Genomic DNA, 21135 nt, shown 5'->3' on the forward strand with positions numbered 1-21135 from the left:
ATGGAAATAGTTAAACTTAGAGAACAGGATGAATTCATAAAGCTGGGTCAGGCCCTTAAAAAGGCTGGTCTTGAAAGTTCAGGTGTTGATGCAAAGATGGACATTCAGGCCGGTCTTGTTAAAGTTAATGGAGAAAAAGAAGAAAGAAGAGGCCGTAAGCTTTACGATGGTGACATTCTGGAATTTAACGGCGTACAGGTAAAGATAGAAAAATGATAATTAAGTCATTAGAACTGGCCGATTTCAGAAACTACGACAATCTAAAGATAGATTTTGATCGCGGTACAAATATTCTTTATGGCGATAATGCCCAGGGAAAGACCAATATCCTTGAGGCAATATATGTTTCTGCAACAACCAAGTCCCACAAGGGAAGCAAAGACAAGGAAATAATTGGCTTTGGAAAGGAAGAAGCCCATATTAGGACTATCCTGGAGAAGGATAATGCCGAATATAGGGTAGATATGCACCTTCGCAAGAACAGATCAAAGGGTATTGCTATTGATGGTCAGAAGATAAAAAGAGCTTCAGACCTTATCGGAAGGCTTAATGTAGTTTTCTTTTCCCCTGAAGATCTGAGTATTATTAAAAACGGTCCCTCAGAGAGACGCAGATTCATGGATATGGAGCTGTGTCAGTTAGATCATATATATCTTAATAGTCTTTCTAAGTACAACAAGCTGGTAGTTGAGCGCAATAAAGTTCTTAAAGATCTGTATGACCATCCTGAAAACAGTGTACTTTTAGATGTTCAGGATAAACAGCTGTGTGAATACGGATCTGTCATTATCAAAGCCAGGGACAAATTCATCAAAGAGCTTAATGAGATAATAAGCCCGATCCATCAGAAACTGACAGGTGGAAAAGAGCTTCTTTCTGTTTATTATGAGCCAAATGTAGAATATGATGACCTGGAAAAGAAGCTGATTGCAGCTCGTAAAAAAGATATCTATACCAAGCAGACAACAGTAGGCCCCCATAAAGACGATTTTTCTTTTATCATTGGGGCACCTGAGGGAATAGACATAAGAAAATACGGATCCCAGGGACAGCAAAGGACAGCTTCTCTTTCTCTTAAGCTTTCTGAGATAGAGATTGTAAAAAGATCCAAGAAGGAAAATCCGGTACTTCTTTTAGATGATGTATTGTCTGAACTGGACAGCAACAGACAAAATTATCTTCTAAACACCATAGGAGATATTCAGACCATTATCACATGTACCGGTCTTGATGAATTTGTTAATAACAGATTTGAGATAGATAAACTGTTCAAGGTTACTGACGGAACAGTAAGTAGCGAAAATTAAGGAGTAAGAGATGGGTAACGAAGAAGTTCAGTATGGCGCCGATCAAATCCAGATTCTTGAAGGACTTGAAGCGGTAAGAAAAAGACCTGGTATGTACATTGGTACAACAGCCAGCAGAGGACTGCATCATCTTGTTTATGAGATCGTTGATAACTCAGTAGATGAGGCTCTGGCAGGTTACTGTGATCACATCGAGGTTACTATCAATGCGGATAATACCATCATTGTCAAGGATAATGGTCGTGGTATTCCCGTAGACGTTAACCATAAGTCAGGACTTACCGGTGTTGAGGTTGTATTTACAATTCTTCATGCCGGCGGAAAGTTTGGCGGTGGAGGATACAAGGTATCCGGTGGACTTCATGGCGTTGGAGCATCTGTAGTTAACGCCCTTTCCGAGTGGCTAGAGGTACAGGTTACCAGAGGTGGAAAGGTATATCAGCAGCGCTACGAGAGGGGAAAGGTTTGCTATTCCCTTAAGGAAGTTGGCGAAGCACCCATGGATTATTCAGGAACAAGGGTATACTTCAAGCCAGATGCAGAGATATTTAAGGAGACAACTGTTTTTGATTACAACATTCTTAAGCAAAGACTCAGGGAAATGGCCTTCCTTACAAAGGGATTAAGGATCACTTTAAAGGACCTTAGAGTTGAAGAAGGTGAAGATCCTATTGTTCAGACCTTCCACTATGAGGGTGGAATAAAGGAATTTGTCCAGTACCTGAATAAGAGCAAGACTTCTCTTTATCCTGATATCATGTACTTTGAGGGAAATAAGAACAATGTTCAGGTTGAAGTTTCCCTTCAGCACAATGATTCATATACAGAGAGTATCTATACTTTCGTTAATAACATCAACACTCCTGAAGGTGGAACACACCTTGAGGGCTTTAAGGCTGCTCTTACCAAGACATTTAATGACTACGCAAGAGCTAACAAGATGTTAAAAGACAATGAGGAGAACCTTTCAGGTGAAGACATCAGAGAAGGTTTGACTGCTATTATAAGTGTTAAGATCGAGGATCCTCAGTTTGAGGGCCAGACTAAGCAAAAGCTTGGAAACTCAGAGGCAAGAGGTGCTGTTGCAAGCATAGTTGGTGAGCAGCTCACTTACTTCCTTGAGCAGAATCCAAGCGTAGCAAAGCAGATTCTTGAAAAAGCCATCCTTGCCCAGAGAGCAAGGGATGCAGCAAGAAAAGCCAGAGACCTTACAAGACGTAAGTCAGCTCTTGATGGTTTTGGTCTTCCCGGAAAGCTTGCTGATTGTTCTGAAACAGACAGATCAAAATGTGAGATTTTTATTGTTGAGGGAGATTCCGCCGGTGGATCAGCTAAGACAGCAAGAAGTCGTGCTACACAGGCTATTCTTCCACTTAGAGGAAAAATCCTTAACGTTGAAAAGGCAAGAGTAGACAGAATCTATGGAAATACCGAGATAAAGTCTATGATAACTGCCTTTGGAACAGGCATACATGATGACTTTGACATTAATAAGCTTCGTTATGACAAGATTATAATCATGACTGATGCCGATGTAGATGGTGCGCATATTGCAACACTGATGCTGACTTTCCTTTACAGATTTATGCCGGAGCTGATCAAAGAAGGTCATGTATATCTTGCTCAGCCACCTCTTTATAAGCTTGAGAAGAACAAAAAAGTCTGGTATGCCTACAGTGATGAGGAGCTTAACAAGATCCTTTCAGATGTTGGAAGAGACCAGAACAATAAGATCCAGAGATATAAGGGACTTGGAGAGATGGATCCTGAGCAGCTTTGGGAGACCACAATGGATCCTGAGAGAAGAGTTCTTCTTCGTGTGAACATTGATGAAGAAGCTGAATCAGACGTAGATGTAACATTTACAACACTAATGGGTGACAAGGTTGAACCCAGAAGAGAGTTCATCGAAAAGAATGCTAAGTTCGTTAAAAACCTGGATATATAAAGGATTCATGGTCACAATTTATCATGTTTACATGGTATAAATTGTGACTATGAAGACTGAACGACCATGAGGAAGTAGACATATTTGTCGAATTCCGAACGGTTGTAGGATTTCGAAAGCGCAGCGAAGAAATCCGTATATATCCAAATAATTGAGGAGACGCAATGGATAACAAAAACAACAACGAAATGCCCGATGATGTTTTTGACAAAACAACCACGGACAGAATAAAAGAGGTTGATCTAAGACAGACAATGGAAGCGGACTATATCGATTATGCCATGAGTGTAATCGCATCCCGTGCCCTTCCTGATGTAAGAGATGGTCTTAAGCCTGTTCAGAGAAGAATCCTTTACTCAATGATCGAGCTGAACAACGGTCCGGATAAGCCACATCGTAAGTGTGCCCGTATCGTCGGCGATACCATGGGTAAATATCACCCTCACGGTGACAGCTCTATCTATGGTTCTTTGGTTAATATGGCTCAGCCCTGGTCCATGAGATACTGTCTTGTTGACGGTCACGGAAACTTTGGTTCCGTTGACGGTGATGGAGCAGCTGCCATGAGATATACAGAGGCTCGTCTTACAAAGATCTCCATGGAGATGACAGCGGACATTGGAAAAGATACCGTTGATTTTGCTCCTAACTTTGATGAGACAGAAAAAGAGCCTGTAGTACTTCCCAGCCGTTATCCAAACCTTCTTGTAAATGGTACTACCGGTATTGCAGTAGGTATGGCTACAAACATTCCACCTCACAATCTCCGTGAGGTTATTAAAGCTGTCGTAAAGATGATCGATAATCGCATCTTAGAGGACAGAGAGACAGAGGTTGATGAGATCCTTGAGATCATCAAGGCTCCTGACTTCCCTACAGGTGGTATCATCTTAGGAACAAGGGGAGCTGAAGAGGCTTACAGAACAGGAAGAGGAAAGGTTGTAGTAAGAGCCGTTACAGATATCGAGCCAATGCAAAACGGCAAGAATCGTATCGTTGTTACTGAGCTTCCTTACCTTGTTAACAAGGCAAATATGATTGCTAAGATCGCTGAGCTGGTTAAGCTCAAAAAGCTTGATGGTATCACAGCCCTTAGAGATGAGTCAGACAGAGAAGGCATGAGAGTTGTTATTGAGCTCAGATCAGATGTTAATCCTAACATCATGCTTAACAAGCTCTACAAACACACTCAGATGCAGGATTCCTTCGGAATCATCATGCTGGCTCTTGTAAATAATCAGCCTAAGATCATGAGCATTACTGAGATGCTCACTCATTATATCAAGCACCAGGAAGAGGTTGTAACCAGAAGAACAAGGTATGACCTCAATAAGGCAGAAGAAAGAAATCATATCTTAGAGGGATTACTCATTGCCCTTGATAACATTGATGAAGTTATTAAGATCATCAGAGGCAGTGAAACAGTAGCTATAGCCAAAGAACAGTTAATGAGCCGCTTCGGACTTTCAGATGTTCAGGCACAGGCTATTGTAGATATGAGACTTCGTACTCTGACAGGTTTGGAAAGAGACAAGCTTGAACAGGAGCACGCTGAGCTCTTAAAGAGGATTGAAGAACTCAAAGCAATCCTTGCAGACAGAAAGGTTCTTCTTGGAGTAATCAAGACTGAGATCACTGAGATTTCAGATAAATACGGCGATGACAGAAAGTCACAGATTGGTCATGACGATTCTGATATCGAGGTAGAGGACCTTATTCCAAATGTAAACACAGTTATTGCCATGACAAATCTTGGCTACATCAAGAGAATGTCCATTGATAACTTTAAGTCCCAGAACCGTGGTGGAAAGGGTATTAAGGGTATAACAACAATCGAAAACGACTTTGTTGAAGATATCCTTATGACCACAACCCACAACTATGTAATGTTCTTTACCAATACAGGAAGAGTATACAGACTTAAGGCATACCAGATTCCTGAGGCATCAAGAACATCCAGAGGAATGGCCATAGTTAACCTTCTTCAGCTTGCACCTGGAGAAAAGATATCTGCTATGATCCCTGTTACAGGATTTGAGGATGAGGAAAAGAGTCTTTTCATGGTAACCAAGAAGGGAACTGTTAAAAAGACACCTATCACTGACTTCTCAAATGTAAGAAAGACAGGTCTTGCAGCAATCAATCTTCGCGATGACGATGAGCTTATTGAGGTTAAGACCGTTAAGAAGGCATCAGAGATATTCCTTGTTACCAAGAACGGAATGTGTATCCACTTTGATGAGTCTGACGTTCGTTCAACAGGAAGATCTTCCATCGGTGTAAGAGGTATGATGCTTGACGACACAGATGAGATTGTTGGAATGCAGATAGATACTCAGGGTGATTCACTTCTAATTGTATCCGAGAATGGTTACGGTAAGAGAACAACACTTGAAGAATTCCACAGCCAGTTCAGAGGTGGAAAGGGCGTTAAGTGCTACAAGATAACAGAGAAGACAGGAAGCGTTGTCGGAGTAAAGGCTGTTAATGACGACAATGAGATCATGATGATCACAAATGCCGGAATTATTATCCAGCTTCGAATGAATGATATCTCTGTTCACGGAAGAGTAACATCAGGAGTTAAGATGATCAATCTTGACAAGGGTGTAACTGTAGCAAAGATTGCCAAGGTAAGAGAGAAAATCTCCGATGGCGAAAGAGAAATCGACAACATTGATGACATTGAAGAAATAACAGAAGAATGATGAATTCTCTTTGATGTAACAAAGGATGAGGGGCCTATGAACATCGGACTGCTTATATCAGAACTGGAAGATAAGGAAGTCAAAAAAATCTGTATAGGAGCCTGTAAGGCAGCCAGTGACAAGGAAGTTTCCCTTGTGATAATTCCCGGCAAGTATCTGATCCCGGATAAATCCGGTTCAGATAATCCTTACGAGTACCAGTATTCTGCACTGTTTGATTATGCAGATACTTCAGATTTTGACGTTTTGATCGTTGATATTGAAAGAATTGCTTCCAGAACCACCATACTCAAAAAGGAGGCCTTCTTAAAGAAATTTAAGAAGGCGCCTGTTATTACTCTTTCTGAACAGGAAGGGTTCCCGTCTGTGATAGCACCACAGACGCAAAAGGATCAGTTTGAGCAGCTTGGCTATGAGGCAGTTTGCGAAGCAGTGTTCTACGGACAGAACCACGAGATGCCTACTTCTACGCAGTCACCAGAAAGCTTCCATTTTGAGGAAGTATCTGATGAGATTGCCATGAAGGTAATTTCAAAGATAAGTGAGCTTCTTTTCCTGAGAAAATATGAGAAAGAAGATGCTTACAAAATCTTTTCTTCAATGTCACTTAAGGATGGAATTTTAAATAGCGCAATCCTTATTTACGACAAAAAAATCAGGAATACCATTAAATATCCTTGGGAAAAACCTGAAAGTATAAGCATAAAGACTGCTGTAATAGACGGAAAGGAGCAAAAACTTGATGATGAAAATGCTTCTCTTTCCACAGACAAGATAATCTCTTCATTTACTAAGTCAGGACCGAAGACGTTAATTCTTGGAGATCTGTATGTTGATGAATATCAGCTTGGACTTATGATTTCTGAGTTTGACCAAAGGCAGCTGGTAGACCACTTCTTAGATAACTTAACAAACATTGTTACTGGAGTTTCAAGACTTTCATATCTTGAAAAAGAGCTTGAAAGAACCACAGAGGAGCTCTATGAAGTTCAAGAGGAGCTGGCAAGAGATGACTCTGTTCTTGACCATATTGGAGATCAGGACTATCTGACAGGAGGTCTTAACAGGAGAGGCTTCTTTGCTAAAGCCTACGACCTTTTGAAAGAAAACTTTGCTCCCGGAAAGAATGCCATAGTTGCATATATTCACATGGATTCCCTTAAAAGGATCAATGACATGTTTGGCCATGAAGAGGGAGACAGAGCTGTTAAGAGAGTATCCAAAATACTTGAGGAAGTATTCGGTGATAGTATCTATGGCAGAATAAGGGGCGATGAGTTTGCTGTTATAGTCGTTACAGACGATGAAGGAAAGGCAGAGACCCTAAGAGAAAGCATGTCCGAACAGAACACAAGGCTTCTTACTGAGGCAAACAGATACATCAACCATCTTCAGTATTCAATCTGTCAGTTCGGTTATGAAGAAAACCTGTCCCTTCGTGAAATGCTGAAAGAGACAGATGAGAGCCTTCAGAGAATAAAAGGAAATATGTGATAATATGGGAAAAAAGCTTGTATCATGGAATGTAAACGGGCTTAGAGCCTGTGTTTCAAAGGGTTGTTTTCAGGAGTTTATGGACAAGGAAAACCCTGATGTGATCTGTCTTCAGGAAACAAAGCTTTCTGAAGGGCAGATTGAGCTGGATCTTCCGGGCTATGAACAGTACTGGAACTATGCTGAAAAAAAGGGCTACTCAGGAACGGCTATCTTCACAAAAGAAAAGCCTCTTTCAGTTTCCTATGGAATGGGGATTGAAGAGCATGATCATGAGGGAAGAGTGATAACGGCTGAGTATCCTGACTACTACCTTGTGACTGTATATGTACCAAATGCCAAGGAGGACCTTTCAAGGCTTGAGTACAGACAGGTATGGGAAGATGATTTCCTTAAATTCATTAAGAATCTTGAAAAGAAGAAGTCTGTTATATACTGTGGAGACTTAAATGTTGCCCACAAGGAGATAGACTTAAAGAACCCAAAGCCCAACAGAGGACATGCTGGATTTACAGACGAGGAGAGGGCAAAGTTTGATAACGTTGTTGCTTCAGACCTTGTTGATACCTTCAGATATTTTTATCCGGACCTTGAGGGTGCTTATTCCTGGTGGTCCTACAGATTCCAGGCAAGAGCTAAGAATGCAGGGTGGAGAATAGATTATTTTGTAGTGTCAAAAGACCTGATGCCAAAGATAGAGGATGCAAAGATCTATTCGGAAGCACTTGGATCAGACCACTGCCCTGTCGGAATAATACTCAAATAAAAATGACCTTCCCTTCTGCATATAGCAGAGGGGAAGGTTTTTATATGACTTATACCATGTATTTTGCTGTAAAGCTATCCACTTTAGCCCAGTAATTTACTGGATCTACAACTATTCCCTGAATATGATCTGCTCCAAGGATCATGCAGTATTGTTTTTCACAGTTGGCTGCCTCGTAGAGCCTTGAGCACATATGGGGATCAATAAATTTATCATCGTCGCCATGGATGAAAAGTGTTGGAGTTACAGACCTTTTTACAGCATCGATAGGTCTTACATCGTTGATATCAAAACCTGAACGGATCCTGATCATTATCCTCATAATGCCGATGGCAATAGGAGTTGGAATGATAGAACCCTTAAACTGTTTGTAGGTTCCGGCAAATTCCTCAGGAAGCGTTGTATAGGAACTGTCGGCGATGGCACCCTTCACATTTTCAGGAAGATATTCACCTGTGGTCATAAGGGTTGTGGCAGCTCCCATGGACATTCCGTGAAGGAGGATAAGGGCTTCAGAGTTTCTTTGGATTACCCAGTTTATCCACTCTTTCACATCCAGTCTGTCATCAAGACCATATCCGATATAGGAACCTTCACTTTGACCGAAGCCCCTAAGATCCGGAAGAAGGCAGTTATAGCCCTTTTCAAGGTAGTGTTTTGCATAGATACCGTTGGCTTCGTGATTATCCCATATTCCGTGGATCAGAATTACATATTTGTCCGAAGGTTCTTTTGCCGGAATGAAGCTTGCATGAAGATTTAAGGAATCAACTGAAGTAATGTAAACATCCTGTCTGTCCGGATGATTTCTGACAAACTTTCTACCCTGGGTGATTGCTATGTCCTGACTGGCATCGTCCTCATCCGTATGAGTGTGAGGAACAGACGAAACCTTGTAAACATAATTACTAAAGGCAAATAAACCACCAAAGAATGCTGTGGCAGCAGAAAGCCTGACAAGTGTATTTTTTAGGCTCATATAGTCCTCCATTCTTCCCCAAAAGTGTAATACTATATTAACATTTTTTTCCTAATAATCCAAAGTATGGTATACTCTTCGTGAGTTTTAATCGTGGAGACAGATAATGGGTTTTAATTCCTTTAATTTTATTTTGATCTTTATGCCAGTGCTTCTTGTCATCTGGCATATTTTAAACAGGGCAAAAAAGAATACCCTGGCAGATGTCTTTCTGACATTAATGTCGCTATATTTCTATTATTCCTTCGGGTCGTCCTTTCTTTTGACGCTGATCCTTAGCCTTGCAGTTAACTATGGCCTTAGCTACCTGATGGAAAGAAATGCGGCTTTACGAAAGCCTGCCCGGATTGTTGGAGTACTTTTTAACCTTGGTCTTTTGTTTTACCTTAAATATCTTGGATTTTTCCTGGACAACTTAAGCCTTATTACAGGTAAGACCCTTACGGCAAAAGATATATTAATGCCTATAGGTATCAGCTTTTTTACCTTTGGTCAGATTTCTTTTATTGCAGACAGAGCCAAAGGAGAAGCTCCTCACTACTCATTTTTAGATTATTGCCTGTACACGGTATATTTCCCTAAACTTATTCAGGGACCTATTGCCTTCCACAAGGAGATGATAGATCAGTTCAAGGACAAGAGCCTTAGAAGTTTTAACAGCGATACCTTTGCCAGAGGCCTTATGAGCTTTATCATCGGACTTGGAAAGAAGGTTATCCTGGCAGATACACTGGCCCTTTCAGTTAATTATGGTTTCCACTACACCTATTACATGGATACCCTGACCATAATCGCAGTAATGCTGGCCTACACCTTCCAGATCTATCTGGATTTTTCCGGATATTGTGACATGGCAAACGGTGTCAGCATGATGCTTGGCTTTAGGCTTCCGGTTAACTTTAATTCGCCATACAAGGCTGCAACGGCAAAAGAGCTGTGGCAGCGCTGGCATATGACTCTTTCCCGCTTCTTTATCAAGTATGTTTACATTCCACTTGGAGGAAGCAGAAAAGGAAAGATACGTACAGTGATCAATGTTCTTATAGTCTTTGTCCTTAGTGGTCTGTGGCACGGAGCCGGCTGGACCTATATTTGCTGGGGACTGATGCAGGGACTATTAGTGGTATGGGATGATCTTGGAATTATCGGAGTGGATGATGGCAGTAAAGATGATCCTTCTAAAAGGCCAAAGAAGTATCTCCTTAGGGAAAAGCCATTTTTCATGGTTCCAAGGGCAGTGGGAAATGCTCTGACTTTCTTCATGTTTATTGTATCGTTGGTGTTCTTCAGATCCCAGGATATGACCTATGCCATTCAGATGTTTAAACAGTTCTTTTTCTGGACTTATCCGGGGTTCCTTTATAGGACAGCATCCCAGCTTAAGATTCCGGAAAATTACATTTTTAGACAGCTCTTTTCCCAGCTGGGGATCTCCTGGGGAGAAAATCTGGTATACATGGTGACACTTATTGTTCTTCTGGCTGTTTCAGGATTTATCATGACCAGGAGGAATACAAAGGAGATTGTAGAAAGTACCACCTTTAAGACCAGGGAAGTAATTGGGCTTGCTATAGTATTTATCTGGTCCTTCATATCACTTTCAGATGTGAGTACCTTTATCTATTTCCAGTATTGATTGCGAGTAACTAATGGATAAAAATAATTCATCAGCAAATTTCATAAAGCGCATCCTTGTTATCATTCTGGCACTTATGGTGCTGATCGCAGGAATTGTTTTTGTATTTGACCCCTTCTATCACTACCACAAACCATGGCTTGGACTTAAGGCAGTGCTCAATGATAAGGAGTATCAGTGTGTTGGAACTTTGAGGAACTTTGATTATGACGCACTGATTGTAGGTTCTTCTGTTATGGAAAACAATGATAATTCCTGGTATAACGAGGCCTTTGATGTAAATGCCATAAAGGCAATCAGGTCCTACGGTGCTACAGCAGATCTGTGTTACCTGCTTGATGTGGCCTACGAAAGCCACGACCTGAAGTATGTGTTTTACAATATTGACCCCTCTTCACTATATGGAGAGGCAGTAACTACCTACGAATCTACAGGTTGCCCAATGTACCTGTATGATAAAAATCCCTTTAATGACATAAAGTATCTTTTTAATAAAGACGTGCTTCTGGAAAAGATTCCCTATCAGGTTGCCAGCTCCTATGTTGGGGACTATAATGAGAATCTGTCCTATAACTGGGCCAAGTGGAAGAGCTTTGGTCCGGAAATGGCACTGGGACTGTATTTCAGGTCAAATGAAGTAAAAGAAATGCTTCCTGAAGATGCTTACATCGATAACCTTACGGCGAACATAGCTCTTTTAACAAAAGAGGTAGAGGAGCATCCTGATACAGAGTTCATATTCTTCTATCCTGCTTATTCAATGCTTTGGTGGGACATGAGCTACAGGAGCGGAGAAACAGATGCTATAATCTTCTGCGAAAAAGAGATGACGAAGGCTTTACTTCAGTATGACAATGTTAGGATATTCTGCTTCCAGAACGAGCCTGAGGTGACCACGAATCTTGACAATTACATGGATACAATCCACTTTTCACCGGAGATCAACAGACTTATGCTGGATCAGATAATTAATGGTGAGTATGAGATGACTCTGGATAATTACGAAGAAGTATTAGACGGAGTAAAGGCATTTTCTGACGAAGTGCAAAGTACTTATATTGTGCCCTATGAAGAGCAGGATCTGATGAACCATGAAATCATAGAAGAATGAGATTTAACCATAAATAAAAATAATGATATACTAATCTAGAATACTAATAAGTTTGGAAGAAGGTAATTAACGTGAGTGAAGTACCGGTTAAGAAAATTGTACTGACAGGCGGAGGAAGCGCTGGGCATGTAACACCTAACATTGCGCTTATTCCGGCTCTTAAAAAAGAAGGCTTTGAGATTTATTATATTGGATCATATAACGGAATAGAAAAGAGGCTTATTGAAGATTACAACATCCCATATTTTGGGATTGCCACAGGAAAGCTTAGAAGATACTTTGATCCAAAGAATTTCTCAGATCCTTTCAGGGTTCTCAAGGGCTTTTCCGAGGCAAGGGCTCTGCTTAAGAGGATCAAGCCTGACGTAGTTTTTTCAAAGGGCGGATATGTCAGTGTACCGGTTGTAAGAGCAGCCGGCGCTTTAAAGATACCTTATATTGTTCACGAGTCAGATATGACACCCGGACTTGCCAATAAGCTTAGCATGACAGGTGCTAGAAAGATCTGCTGTAACTTCCCGGAGACCATGAGGCTTCTTCCTGCGGAAAAGGCGGTTCTTACAGGAACTCCTATCAGGGAAGAACTGGGAATGGGTTCAAGAGAAGAAGGAAAAAGAATCTGCGGATTTGAGGATGACAAGCCGGTTCTTATGGTAATTGGCGGAAGTTTGGGAGCACAGTCTGTTAACGAGACTGTTCGTTATGCTCTTCCAAGGCTTCTTCCACACTTCAACATAGTTCATCTTTGCGGAAAAGAGAAGATGGACAACTTAAAGCTTTCCGTACCTGGCTACAAGCAGTTCGAATATGTAAAGAATGAGCTTAAGGACATCTTCGCCATGGCAGATATCGTGGTATCAAGAGCGGGAGCTAATTCAATCTGTGAGCTTTTGGCACTTAGAAAACCTAATATTCTGATTCCACTGTCCACAAAGGCCAGTCGTGGAGACCAGATGCTCAATGCCAGATCCTTTGAGCAGCAGGGCTTTTCTATGGTCATTGACAACGATGAACTTGATGAGGACATCCTGTGCGAGACTATTTATGAGCTCTACAATACAAGGGAGAAATACGTCGAGGCTATGTGTAATTCAAATTTACACAGTGCCACAGATACAATCATAAGGATAATAAAAGAGGAAATGAACAAATGACATACAAGACAAAAGGAACCTGTTCAACCCAGATAGATCTTGAGGTTACAGACGGGATCGTTAGAAATGTAAAGTTTACAAATGGCTGCAATGGAAACCTTCAGGGTATCTCAAAGCTGGTTGAGGGAATGAAGGCAGAGGATGCTATAGCTAAGCTTCGCGGGATAAAATGCGGATTTAAGCCAACCTCCTGTCCTGATCAGCTTTCCTATGCAATCGAACAGGCAATGAATTCATAATAATACGCATCAAAAAAGGGGTTGTCGTCAGACAGCCCCTTTAATAATTTTATGGAATTATCCAAAATATCTCTTAAGAAGTCCGGCAAATGCTTTTCCATGTCTGGCTTCATCTCTACCAATCTCATGAACGATATCGTGGATTGCATCCAGGTTAAGCTCTTTTGCCTTCTTAGCAAGATCAGCTCTTCCCTGAGTAGCACCATACTCAGCTTCTGCACGAAGCTCAAGGTTCTTCTTGGTGGAGTCTGTGAGATCTTCTCCAAGGAGTTCAGCAAAGTGAGCAGCATGCTCAGCCTCTTCCCAGGCAGCCTTCTCATAAAAAGCACCAATCTCAGGATATCCTTCTCTGATGGCAACTCTTGCCATTGCCAGATACATACCAACCTCTGAGCATTCTCCGGTGAACATCTCTCTAAGACCCTGCTTGATATCTTCGGGAGCACTGCTGGCAACGCCTAATACATGCTCACAAGCCCATACTTTATCGCCTTCCTGCTTTGTGAACTTCTCTGCTGGAGCTTTACACTTTGGGCAGAACTCCGGTGGCTGATCTCCTTCATGAATGTAACCACATACCTGACATACCCACTTCATAGAAATATCTCCTTTCATTAAACACGAGCTACATGTATAAAAATACACTATTTCGTTTGCCTCTTTCAGAATAACACAAAGAGAATTAAAAGAATCACAGTTTAGAAAGATTTAATAAACACCTAATCAAATGTTTGAAAATTTATTTCATATAGCACAGAAATATGCGATATACTATTAAGTGTATGGGGAGAAAACTTTTAATGGAGGCTACAGTATATGAATATCGTCAGTGAAAAAATCAAAAGTCATTATGATGAACTGCCTACCTCTGAAAGGCTTGTTGCTGATTTTGTTCTTGAAAACAAAGACGCCTTGTTTCAGTATCCCATAAAAGAACTTGCCACTATGTCGGGAACAACACAGGCTGCCTGGACAAGATTTGCCCAAGCCATTGGTTATGATGGATTAAAGGATCTGAAGAATGCTTATTATGCTGAGGCAAATACTAACCTTCAGCAGGCAGATAAGGGTGGACCAAAGGTGGCCTTTAAGGATGTAAACGAATACACATCCCTTCAGTCTATTGCTGATAATATCTGTGCCACATCGGTTCAGGCTGTACAGACTACCTACAGATTGTTTGATGCCGGAACCTTTAGTGATGCTGTAACTAAGATTGTTGAAGCTAATCAGATACAGGTATTTGGTGTTGGTACAGCCAGTGTCGCAGCCTATGACCTGTACTGTAAACTACTTAGGATCCACTATAATGCCGTATTCAATCAGGATCATCACATGAATCTTATGACCGTCTCCCAGATCAAGCCGGGGGACGTGGCAATCTTTTTCTCTGATAATGCCAAAAATACCGAAATAATGCAGCTTTTTAATATTGCAAAAGAGCGAGAAGCTGCTACAATAGCAGTTACAAAGCTTGGTAACAATGCTCTTACCACAGGCTGTGATCACGTGCTTTTTGCCACTTCTCCAGAGATTGATAAAAAGAGTGGCATAACAAGCTCCAGATTTGCCCAGCTGTTCTTAGTGGATACACTGTATACAGCAATAGCAAACCGTGACTACGAAAATATCAAGGGCTTCCTTAAGGATTCCTACGATGTTTTCCATAATACAGCCAGGGACTAAGATTAAAAAAGGAGAAAAAGAATGGATTTAATACCTAGTTTTTCAGTAGATCACACCAAGATCGTTCCCGGAATTTTCATAAGCAGACAGGATCAGCTTGGTGATCAGATCGTAACAACATACGATGTACGAGTTACAAGACCTAACGTAGAGCCTGCAGTTGATGTAGCTGCTATGCACTCTTTAGAGCACATCATTGCAACCTTCCTTCGTAACGACCCTGATTGGAAGGATCAGGTAATCTACTGGGGACCTATGGGATGTCTTACAGGTTTTTACCTTATACTTAAAGGCTCAAAGGCTCCAAAAGAGATCCACGATCTTTTACTTAGGGCTTTCAAATCAGTAAAGGATGCTGAGGAAGTTCCCGGCGCTCTTGCTGTAAACTGCGGTAACTATCGTATGCATAACCTTGAGATGGCTAAGTGGTATGCTGAAAGATTTGCAGATTATCTTGAGAAGAATGCAAATGATCCTATGATCTTTGAATATCCAAAGGCAGAGAGACTTGTAACAGAAGATGGACGTCAGTTCTTCGATTCATAATTACAGGAGAAACTCATGAAAATTGGAATTATTGGCGCTATGGAGGTTGAAGTTGAATCTCTAAAGAGCGAGATGAATGTAAAAAATACAGTTAAGAAGGCTTCAATGGAGTTCTTTGAAGGAACCATCGGAAGCACAGAGGTTGTGGTTGTACGAAGCGGAATCTGTAAGGTTAATGCAGGAATCTGTGTTCAGATCCTTCATGATACCTTTGGAGTTACCCATGTACTTAACACAGGTGCTGCCGGTTCTTTGGATGCCAGGATCAATATCGGAGACATAGTTCTTTCTACTGATGCCTGCTACCATGATGTTAACGCAACTGTATTCGGATATAAGAAGGGTGAGATACCTCAGCTTGGAGTTCAGGCATTTCCTGCTGACAAAGAACTTATAGGAAAGGCAAAAGAGGCTATCAAAATTGCAGCTCCTGACCTGGGTGTTTTTGAGGGAAGAGTTTGCAGCGGCGATCAGTTCATTTCTGAAAAAGAAGTTAAGGACGCTATTATCAGTGACTTTGGCGGAATGTGCGTAGAGATGGAAGGCGCTGGAATTGCCCAGGCATGTTACCTGAATGATCTTCCATTTGTTATCATCAGAGCTATTTCTGACAAGGCTGATGGTTCAGATATCATGGACTATCCGGAGTTTGAGAAAAAAGCTGCTCACGACTGTGCAGCGCTGGTTCTCCAGATGATCAAATCACTTTAATCTCATTTAATCCAAGACAAAAATAAGGGAGCTTCGATCAAAGGATCGTTGCTCCCATTTTTCTTTTCTGAAATTTCTTTTATCAGATGTTTAAAAGCTTACTGTACTCAGCAAGAGCTCCGTCTGTTTCATGTGCAAGAACCTTCTTTGCAAGGACCTTACCAAGCTGAACACCTTCCTGATCAAAGCTGTTGATGTTCCAAACAAAGCCCTGGAACATAACCTTATTCTCAAAGTGTGAAAGAAGTGCGCCAAGAGCTTCTGGTGTAAGCTCATCACCGATGATGATGCTTGAAGGACGTCCGCCCTTGAAGTTCTTGTTAAGGTTATCATCTTTCTTTCCGCAGGCAAAAGCAACAATCTGGGCTGCTACATTAGCGCAGAGCTTCTGCTGGCTTGTGCTGTCCTGAATTGTGACATCATTTCCAAGCTGGCTGTTTCTAAAGCCGATGAACTGAAGAGGAATAATGTCTGTGCCCTGGTGAAGGAGCTGGTAGAAGGAATGCTGTCCGTTGGTGCCTGGCTCACCAAAGATGATAGGTCCTGTTACATAATTTATAGGCTCGCCGAAGCGGTTAACGCTCTTTCCGTTTGACTCCATATCCAGCTGCTGAAGGTGAGCAGGGAAACGGCTAAGTGCCTGTGAGTAAGGAAGGACTGCTGTGCTGTCATAGCCAAGAACGTTTCTCTCATATACGCCGATGAGAGCATCCAGCATTGCTGGGTTCTTAAGCAGATCTTTTTCAGCTGCAAGCTTATCTTCAGCTGCTGCGCCATCAAGGAACTTTGCAAATACTTCAGGACCGAAAGCAAGTGAAAGAACTGCTCCGCCAACTCCAGAAGTTGAAGAATAACGGCCGCCAATGAAGTCATCCATGAAGAAAGCTTCAAGGTAGTTATCACTCTTTGCAAGAGGTGAAGTCTCTGATGTAACAGCGATCATGTGCTTTGAAGCATCGAGACCTGCCTTCTTAAGTGCATCTATAACGAAGGACTCGTTTGTAAGAGTCTCAAGTGTTGTTCCGGACTTTGAAACCAGGATAAAGATTGAGTGCTCAACGTCGATCCCGTTAAGAACTGCAGAAGCGTCATCAGGATCTACATTGCTGATGAACTTTGCTTCCATCTTAAAGTTTCCGGTCTTATGAGCCCAGTTCTCAAGAGCAAGGTACATAGCTCTAGGACCAAGGTCTGATCCGCCAATACCGATCTGAACAACTGTTGTGAACTTCTCGCCCTTTGCGTTTGCAATCTCTCCTGAGTGAACTTTCTTTGCAAACTCAGCGATCCTGTTCTGTTCCTTTACATAGAACTCTCTCTTGTCTACTCCGTCAGCCTCAACCTTGCCACCAAGCTGGCCTCTTGTGAGCTGGTGAAGAACCTTACGTTTTTCGCCTGTGTTGATAACTTCGCCGTTGTAGAGAGCTTCAAACTTTTCTGAAAGCTGTGCCTCAGCAGCGAGAGCCTCAAGTGCTTTTAAGATGTTGTCGTCCACTTCCTTGGCAGCGTAATTAAATGAAAGACCACTTGCCATAGGTACTGAGTACTCTTTTACACGCTTAGCGCCGTTGTCTCCTGACATTGCTTCCACAAGGTTAACCTTTGAAACCTTTGAAAGATCGTTAAAAGAACTGAGAGTATCGAGATTGTTCCAATTGATCATTATACAAACCTCCGCTTTATCTTTAGGAAAACGTTTTTTAATTCGCATTAAAGTGTAGCAGAGAAGTTAGAGCATATCAAGCAAAAGAACCATAAAAAATGTCTTAAGTTTCGAAAATATGTTATACTAAGGTAAGGCATAGGGGGACACAATGCGATTTCGTACTAAATTGATAATTACGTCATTGGCGATCGTGGTCATTCCGCTTATCCTTGCCTTTGGTACATACCTGGCTTTGGGGCGCTATCTTGTCAGTAAACAGCAGGTTCAACAGCATAGCTCTTTTGTTGATTATGGAATGGTAGCTGATCCAAGTGGTACTTTTGCCGAGATGACCGATGAGCTGGTAAAAGAAATCGCCATCAATATGATCTATAATCCCTTTATTCTTGAGGATGAAGCCTTTTTAGAGGAACTTGATTCCAAGATAGAGTCCAGATATTCCTTTATCTTAGTAAAAAAGGGAGATCAAATATATTATGTTGCCGACAGGGACAGAGCGAAGGCGGTAATCAATGAACTACCGGGCTTCGGCAATAACATTGAAGGAATTTATTACACTTCCTCCAAGTTTCTGGTCAGACAGATAGACTTTCATTTTTCAGATGGTTCCAAAGGATCGCTTTATTTTGTATCAGGTATAAGGACAGCTTTTTCCACGTCCCTAATCATTTATATGAGTATAGCAGTTTTCCTGATACTTCTTTTGACAAGTCTGCTTTTGACCTGGTGGATCGGCAGAAGCTTTTTTAAACCCATAGATGAATTAAACATAGCAATGCAGCATATTCAGGATGGTAATTTTGATTACATCCTGCCGACGGATATAAAAGAAAAAGGCGAGATTGGAGCCATGTACCGTAATTACGAGGACATGAGACTCAGGCTTAAAGAATCCGCTGAGGAGAAGATTGAGAGAGAGAAGCAGAACAAGGAGCTTATAAGTAACATCTCCCACGATCTGAAAACTCCTATAACTGCCATAAAGGGCTATTCTCAGGGACTTCTTGAGGGAGTTGCCGACAGTCCTGACAAGCAGATGAAATACATTAAGATCATTAATAGCAAGGCTAATGACATGAACAACCTTATTAATGAGCTTACCTTGTATTCAAGTATTGATAACAACAGGATTCCTTATAATTTTGCCAAGCTAAATGTGGCGGATTACTTTGGAGACTGTATTGATGAGATTGGAGCTGACCTTGAGAGCAAGAACATAAAGCTCAACTACTCCAACCTGACAGCACCGGATACGGTGATCGTGGCTGACCCGGAGCAGATAAAGAGGGTAATCAACAACGTTGTGAACAACAGCGTCAAGTATCTGGGAAGAGACGATGGAACAGGACAGATTGATATCAGGCTTCTTGACGAGATTGATTCTGTCAGAGTAGAACTGGAGGATAACGGAAAGGGCATAGCCCAGAAGGATATTCCAAATATCTTCGACAGATTCTACAGGACGGATTCCTCTCGTAACTCAAGACAGGGAGGCAGCGGAATCGGACTTTCCATTGTAAAGAAGATTATCGAAGATCATGGCGGATATATATGGGCCACAAGCCATGAAGGGGAAGGAACCTGTATGCACTTCGTACTGAGGAAGTATGTGGAGTATGCGGACGGATCTGATACTGTAACAGTAGAACATACAACAGAATCAACATAAAACACTAGAAAGGCAGAGAGGGCGTATGAGTAGAATACTTATTGTTGAGGATGAAGAGGCGATTGCTGACCTTGAGAAGGATTATCTTGAGCTTAGCGACTTCGAAGTAGCAATCGAAAACACTGGGGATGCAGGACTTCAGACAGCCCTTGCGGAAGACTTTGATCTTATCATTCTTGATCTTATGCTTCCGGGGATGGACGGATTTGAGGTCTGCAAACACATCAGGGAGAAAAAGGATGTGCCGATCCTTATGGTATCAGCCAAGAAGGACGACATAGACAAGATCAGAGGACTGGGACTTGGTGCGGATGACTATATCACAAAGCCCTTCAGCCCTTCAGAGCTTGTTGCTCGTGTAAAGGCACATATGGCAAGATATTCAAGACTTGTTGGTTCAGGACATGAGAACAACGATTACGTTGAGATCCGTGGTCTTAAGATCGACAAGACTGCCAGACGTGTTTATGTAGATGATCAGGAAAAGAGCTTTACAACCAAGGAATTTGATCTTCTTACTTTCCTTGCTGAGAACCCTAACCACGTGTTCACAAAGGAAGAGCTCTTCCGTAAGATCTGGAACATGGATTCCATTGGCGATATTGCAACAGTAACTGTTCATATCAAAAAGATCCGTGAAAAGATTGAATATGATACATCTAATCCACAGTATATTGAGACTATCTGGGGTGTAGGATACAGATTTAAGGTTTGATCATGGCTGATTTGGTTGAGTATATCTACGAGGACCAGGATATTCTGGTATGCCACAAGAAGGCAGGCATGGCTACAGAAGGAGCCGGCGCCGGAAGAATGGACCTTGTAAGTGCTGCAAGGAACTACCTTGCACGTAAACAAAGAAGTGAGAAAGCAGGGCGGCAAAGAAATTTGCCGCCCTATATTGCTACTGTAAACAGGCTGGATGCGCCTGTTGAAGGGGTACTGGTCCTTGCAAAAAATAAGAAGGCAGCATCGGATATAGCTTTACAGGTTAAGGAGAAAAGGACCGATAAGTACTACTATGCCCTTTGCTATGGAGCTCCTAAAGAAGATAAAGGAGCATTGAACGACAATCTTATAAGGCGGGAAGACACAGGACTTGCTTTAGCAATATCTGATGAGGAAGCAGCGTCATTGTCAGATGGGGCAGTTACTTTATCTTCCGGAGAAAAAGTGCGCCTTATTGGCGGAGATGTGAAAAAGGCAAAACTGGAATACGAGGTAATAGCTAAAAATAATGAGACATCTCTTTTGCGCATCCATCTTCTTACAGGAAGGTTCCATCAGATAAGAGTTCAGCTCTCTTCAAGAAATATGCCTATTGTCGGGGATGAGAAATATGGAAGCAGTGAGAGCATAGAGTACTCTAAGAAGATAGAAAATAAGGCTGTTTGTCTTGTGGCCTACAGCTTTTCTTTCAGACATCCGGGGACTAAAAAGAGGGTAACTTTTGAGATCCTGCCGGATAATAAAGAGATAAAAGAGCTTCTTACGAAGCTTTGAAATAAGGGGGGA

At 41.7% G+C, this 21135-nt stretch carries 19 protein-coding genes; 16 read left to right on the top strand and 3 right to left on the bottom strand.

Annotation, left to right across the window (positions count from 1 at the left end; genetic code table 11):
• From BO18_RS07720 to BO18_RS07745, 6 genes are all read left to right on the top strand, one after another.
• On the top strand, nucleotides 1-216 hold the full coding sequence (locus BO18_RS07720; RefSeq protein ID WP_034445105.1) for an RNA-binding S4 domain-containing protein: 216 nt from the start codon (nucleotides 1-3) through the stop codon (nucleotides 214-216).
• The gene (recF, locus tag BO18_RS07725; RefSeq protein WP_034445108.1) at nucleotides 213-1307 is read left to right on the top strand and encodes a DNA replication/repair protein RecF; all 1095 of its coding nucleotides are present in this window, start codon (nucleotides 213-215) and stop codon (nucleotides 1305-1307) included. The genes BO18_RS07720 and recF overlap by 4 nt, the downstream gene beginning before the upstream one ends.
• 10 nt (nucleotides 1308-1317) lie before the next feature.
• Nucleotides 1318-3255 carry a DNA topoisomerase (ATP-hydrolyzing) subunit B gene (gene gyrB, locus BO18_RS07730; RefSeq protein ID WP_034445110.1) on the top strand — a complete coding sequence of 646 codons (1938 nt, stop codon included), beginning with the start codon at nucleotides 1318-1320 and terminating at the stop codon, nucleotides 3253-3255.
• A 188-nt stretch (nucleotides 3256-3443) separates the two neighbouring features.
• On the top strand, nucleotides 3444-5963 hold the full coding sequence (gyrA, locus tag BO18_RS07735) for a DNA gyrase subunit A (RefSeq protein ID WP_034447148.1): 2520 nt from the start codon (nucleotides 3444-3446) through the stop codon (nucleotides 5961-5963).
• Between the two features lie 36 nt (nucleotides 5964-5999).
• Complete coding sequence (locus BO18_RS07740) at nucleotides 6000-7457, top strand: GGDEF domain-containing protein (RefSeq protein WP_034445113.1); 1458 nt, start codon at nucleotides 6000-6002, stop codon at nucleotides 7455-7457.
• Between the two features lie 4 nt (nucleotides 7458-7461).
• Nucleotides 7462-8223, top strand: a complete 762-nt coding sequence (locus BO18_RS07745; protein ID WP_034445116.1) for an exodeoxyribonuclease III — start codon at nucleotides 7462-7464, stop codon at nucleotides 8221-8223.
• A gap of 49 nt (nucleotides 8224-8272) precedes the next feature.
• On the opposite strand, the gene BO18_RS07750 is transcribed toward BO18_RS07745, so the two are convergent.
• Nucleotides 8273-9202 (bottom strand): alpha/beta hydrolase, encoded by a 930-nt coding sequence (locus BO18_RS07750; protein ID WP_051688567.1) that lies wholly within the window; start codon nucleotides 9200-9202, stop codon nucleotides 8273-8275.
• A gap of 106 nt (nucleotides 9203-9308) precedes the next feature.
• Here BO18_RS07750 and BO18_RS07755 point away from each other — a divergent pair, with 106 nt between their 5' ends.
• From BO18_RS07755 to BO18_RS07770, 4 genes are all read left to right on the top strand, one after another.
• On the top strand, nucleotides 9309-10838 hold the full coding sequence (locus BO18_RS07755; protein ID WP_034445118.1) for an MBOAT family O-acyltransferase: 1530 nt from the start codon (nucleotides 9309-9311) through the stop codon (nucleotides 10836-10838).
• 13 nt (nucleotides 10839-10851) lie between these two features.
• The gene (locus tag BO18_RS07760) at nucleotides 10852-11949 is read left to right on the top strand and encodes a hypothetical protein (protein WP_034445120.1); all 1098 of its coding nucleotides are present in this window, start codon (nucleotides 10852-10854) and stop codon (nucleotides 11947-11949) included.
• A 71-nt stretch (nucleotides 11950-12020) separates the two neighbouring features.
• Nucleotides 12021-13103, top strand: coding sequence for an undecaprenyldiphospho-muramoylpentapeptide beta-N-acetylglucosaminyltransferase (locus BO18_RS07765; RefSeq protein WP_034445122.1), 1083 nt, complete (start codon nucleotides 12021-12023; stop codon nucleotides 13101-13103).
• Nucleotides 13100-13342, top strand: coding sequence for a TIGR03905 family TSCPD domain-containing protein (locus tag BO18_RS07770; protein ID WP_034445124.1), 243 nt, complete (start codon nucleotides 13100-13102; stop codon nucleotides 13340-13342). Before BO18_RS07765 ends, BO18_RS07770 begins: the two co-directional genes overlap by 4 nt.
• 57 nt (nucleotides 13343-13399) lie before the next feature.
• Here BO18_RS07770 and BO18_RS07775 read toward each other — a convergent pair whose 3' ends face one another.
• Complete coding sequence (locus tag BO18_RS07775) at nucleotides 13400-13939, bottom strand: NADH peroxidase (protein ID WP_034445127.1); 540 nt, start codon at nucleotides 13937-13939, stop codon at nucleotides 13400-13402.
• Between the two features lie 219 nt (nucleotides 13940-14158).
• Here BO18_RS07775 and BO18_RS07780 point away from each other — a divergent pair, with 219 nt between their 5' ends.
• From BO18_RS07780 to BO18_RS07790, 3 genes are read left to right on the top strand one after another with little or no spacing between them, the layout of a single operon-like run.
• Nucleotides 14159-15028 carry a MurR/RpiR family transcriptional regulator gene (locus BO18_RS07780; protein WP_034445130.1) on the top strand — a complete coding sequence of 290 codons (870 nt, stop codon included), beginning with the start codon at nucleotides 14159-14161 and terminating at the stop codon, nucleotides 15026-15028.
• 21 nt (nucleotides 15029-15049) lie between these two features.
• Nucleotides 15050-15574, top strand: a complete 525-nt coding sequence (locus tag BO18_RS07785) for an S-ribosylhomocysteine lyase (RefSeq protein ID WP_034445133.1) — start codon at nucleotides 15050-15052, stop codon at nucleotides 15572-15574.
• Nucleotides 15575-15589: 15 nt separating this feature from the next.
• The gene (locus BO18_RS07790; protein ID WP_034445135.1) at nucleotides 15590-16285 is read left to right on the top strand and encodes a 5'-methylthioadenosine/adenosylhomocysteine nucleosidase; all 696 of its coding nucleotides are present in this window, start codon (nucleotides 15590-15592) and stop codon (nucleotides 16283-16285) included.
• Between the two features lie 82 nt (nucleotides 16286-16367).
• Here BO18_RS07790 and BO18_RS07795 read toward each other — a convergent pair whose 3' ends face one another.
• Nucleotides 16368-17948, bottom strand: a complete 1581-nt coding sequence (locus BO18_RS07795) for a glucose-6-phosphate isomerase (protein ID WP_034445137.1) — start codon at nucleotides 17946-17948, stop codon at nucleotides 16368-16370.
• Nucleotides 17949-18099: 151 nt separating this feature from the next.
• On the opposite strand from BO18_RS07795, the gene BO18_RS07800 reads away from it, so the two are divergent.
• Genes BO18_RS07800 through BO18_RS07810 form a run of 3 tightly spaced genes read left to right on the top strand, consistent with a single transcriptional unit; the run spans nucleotide 18100 to nucleotide 21123 of the window.
• Nucleotides 18100-19620, top strand: coding sequence for a sensor histidine kinase (locus BO18_RS07800; RefSeq protein ID WP_034445139.1), 1521 nt, complete (start codon nucleotides 18100-18102; stop codon nucleotides 19618-19620).
• Between the two features lie 25 nt (nucleotides 19621-19645).
• The gene (locus tag BO18_RS07805; protein WP_034445141.1) at nucleotides 19646-20335 is read left to right on the top strand and encodes a response regulator transcription factor; all 690 of its coding nucleotides are present in this window, start codon (nucleotides 19646-19648) and stop codon (nucleotides 20333-20335) included.
• A gap of 2 nt (nucleotides 20336-20337) precedes the next feature.
• Nucleotides 20338-21123, top strand: a complete 786-nt coding sequence (locus tag BO18_RS07810; protein ID WP_051688568.1) for an RluA family pseudouridine synthase — start codon at nucleotides 20338-20340, stop codon at nucleotides 21121-21123.
• Nucleotides 21124-21135 lie beyond the last annotated feature (12 nt).

It is taken from the genome of Butyrivibrio sp. AE2032 (genome assembly GCF_000702965.1).

What these genes read in the sequence shown, in the direction of transcription:
- BO18_RS07720 (WP_034445105.1), top strand. Translation starts at nt 1, where the DNA reads ATGGAAATAGTTAAACTTAGAGAACAGGATGAATTCATAAAGCTGGGT.
- recF (WP_034445108.1), top strand. Translation starts at nt 213, where the DNA reads ATGATAATTAAGTCATTAGAACTGGCCGATTTCAGAAACTACGACAAT.
- gyrB (WP_034445110.1), top strand. Translation starts at nt 1,318, where the DNA reads ATGGGTAACGAAGAAGTTCAGTATGGCGCCGATCAAATCCAGATTCTT.
- gyrA (WP_034447148.1), top strand. Translation starts at nt 3,444, where the DNA reads ATGCCCGATGATGTTTTTGACAAAACAACCACGGACAGAATAAAAGAG.
- BO18_RS07740 (WP_034445113.1), top strand. Translation starts at nt 6,000, where the DNA reads ATGAACATCGGACTGCTTATATCAGAACTGGAAGATAAGGAAGTCAAA.
- BO18_RS07745 (WP_034445116.1), top strand. Translation starts at nt 7,462, where the DNA reads ATGGGAAAAAAGCTTGTATCATGGAATGTAAACGGGCTTAGAGCCTGT.
- BO18_RS07750 (WP_051688567.1), bottom strand. Translation starts at nt 9,202, where the DNA reads ATGAGCCTAAAAAATACACTTGTCAGGCTTTCTGCTGCCACAGCATTC.
- BO18_RS07755 (WP_034445118.1), top strand. Translation starts at nt 9,309, where the DNA reads ATGGGTTTTAATTCCTTTAATTTTATTTTGATCTTTATGCCAGTGCTT.
- BO18_RS07760 (WP_034445120.1), top strand. Translation starts at nt 10,852, where the DNA reads ATGGATAAAAATAATTCATCAGCAAATTTCATAAAGCGCATCCTTGTT.
- BO18_RS07770 (WP_034445124.1), top strand. Translation starts at nt 13,100, where the DNA reads ATGACATACAAGACAAAAGGAACCTGTTCAACCCAGATAGATCTTGAG.
- BO18_RS07775 (WP_034445127.1), bottom strand. Translation starts at nt 13,939, where the DNA reads ATGAAGTGGGTATGTCAGGTATGTGGTTACATTCATGAAGGAGATCAG.
- BO18_RS07780 (WP_034445130.1), top strand. Translation starts at nt 14,159, where the DNA reads ATGAATATCGTCAGTGAAAAAATCAAAAGTCATTATGATGAACTGCCT.
- BO18_RS07785 (WP_034445133.1), top strand. Translation starts at nt 15,050, where the DNA reads ATGGATTTAATACCTAGTTTTTCAGTAGATCACACCAAGATCGTTCCC.
- BO18_RS07790 (WP_034445135.1), top strand. Translation starts at nt 15,590, where the DNA reads ATGAAAATTGGAATTATTGGCGCTATGGAGGTTGAAGTTGAATCTCTA.
- BO18_RS07795 (WP_034445137.1), bottom strand. Translation starts at nt 17,948, where the DNA reads ATGATCAATTGGAACAATCTCGATACTCTCAGTTCTTTTAACGATCTT.
- BO18_RS07800 (WP_034445139.1), top strand. Translation starts at nt 18,100, where the DNA reads ATGCGATTTCGTACTAAATTGATAATTACGTCATTGGCGATCGTGGTC.
- BO18_RS07805 (WP_034445141.1), top strand. Translation starts at nt 19,646, where the DNA reads ATGAGTAGAATACTTATTGTTGAGGATGAAGAGGCGATTGCTGACCTT.
- BO18_RS07810 (WP_051688568.1), top strand. Translation starts at nt 20,338, where the DNA reads ATGGCTGATTTGGTTGAGTATATCTACGAGGACCAGGATATTCTGGTA.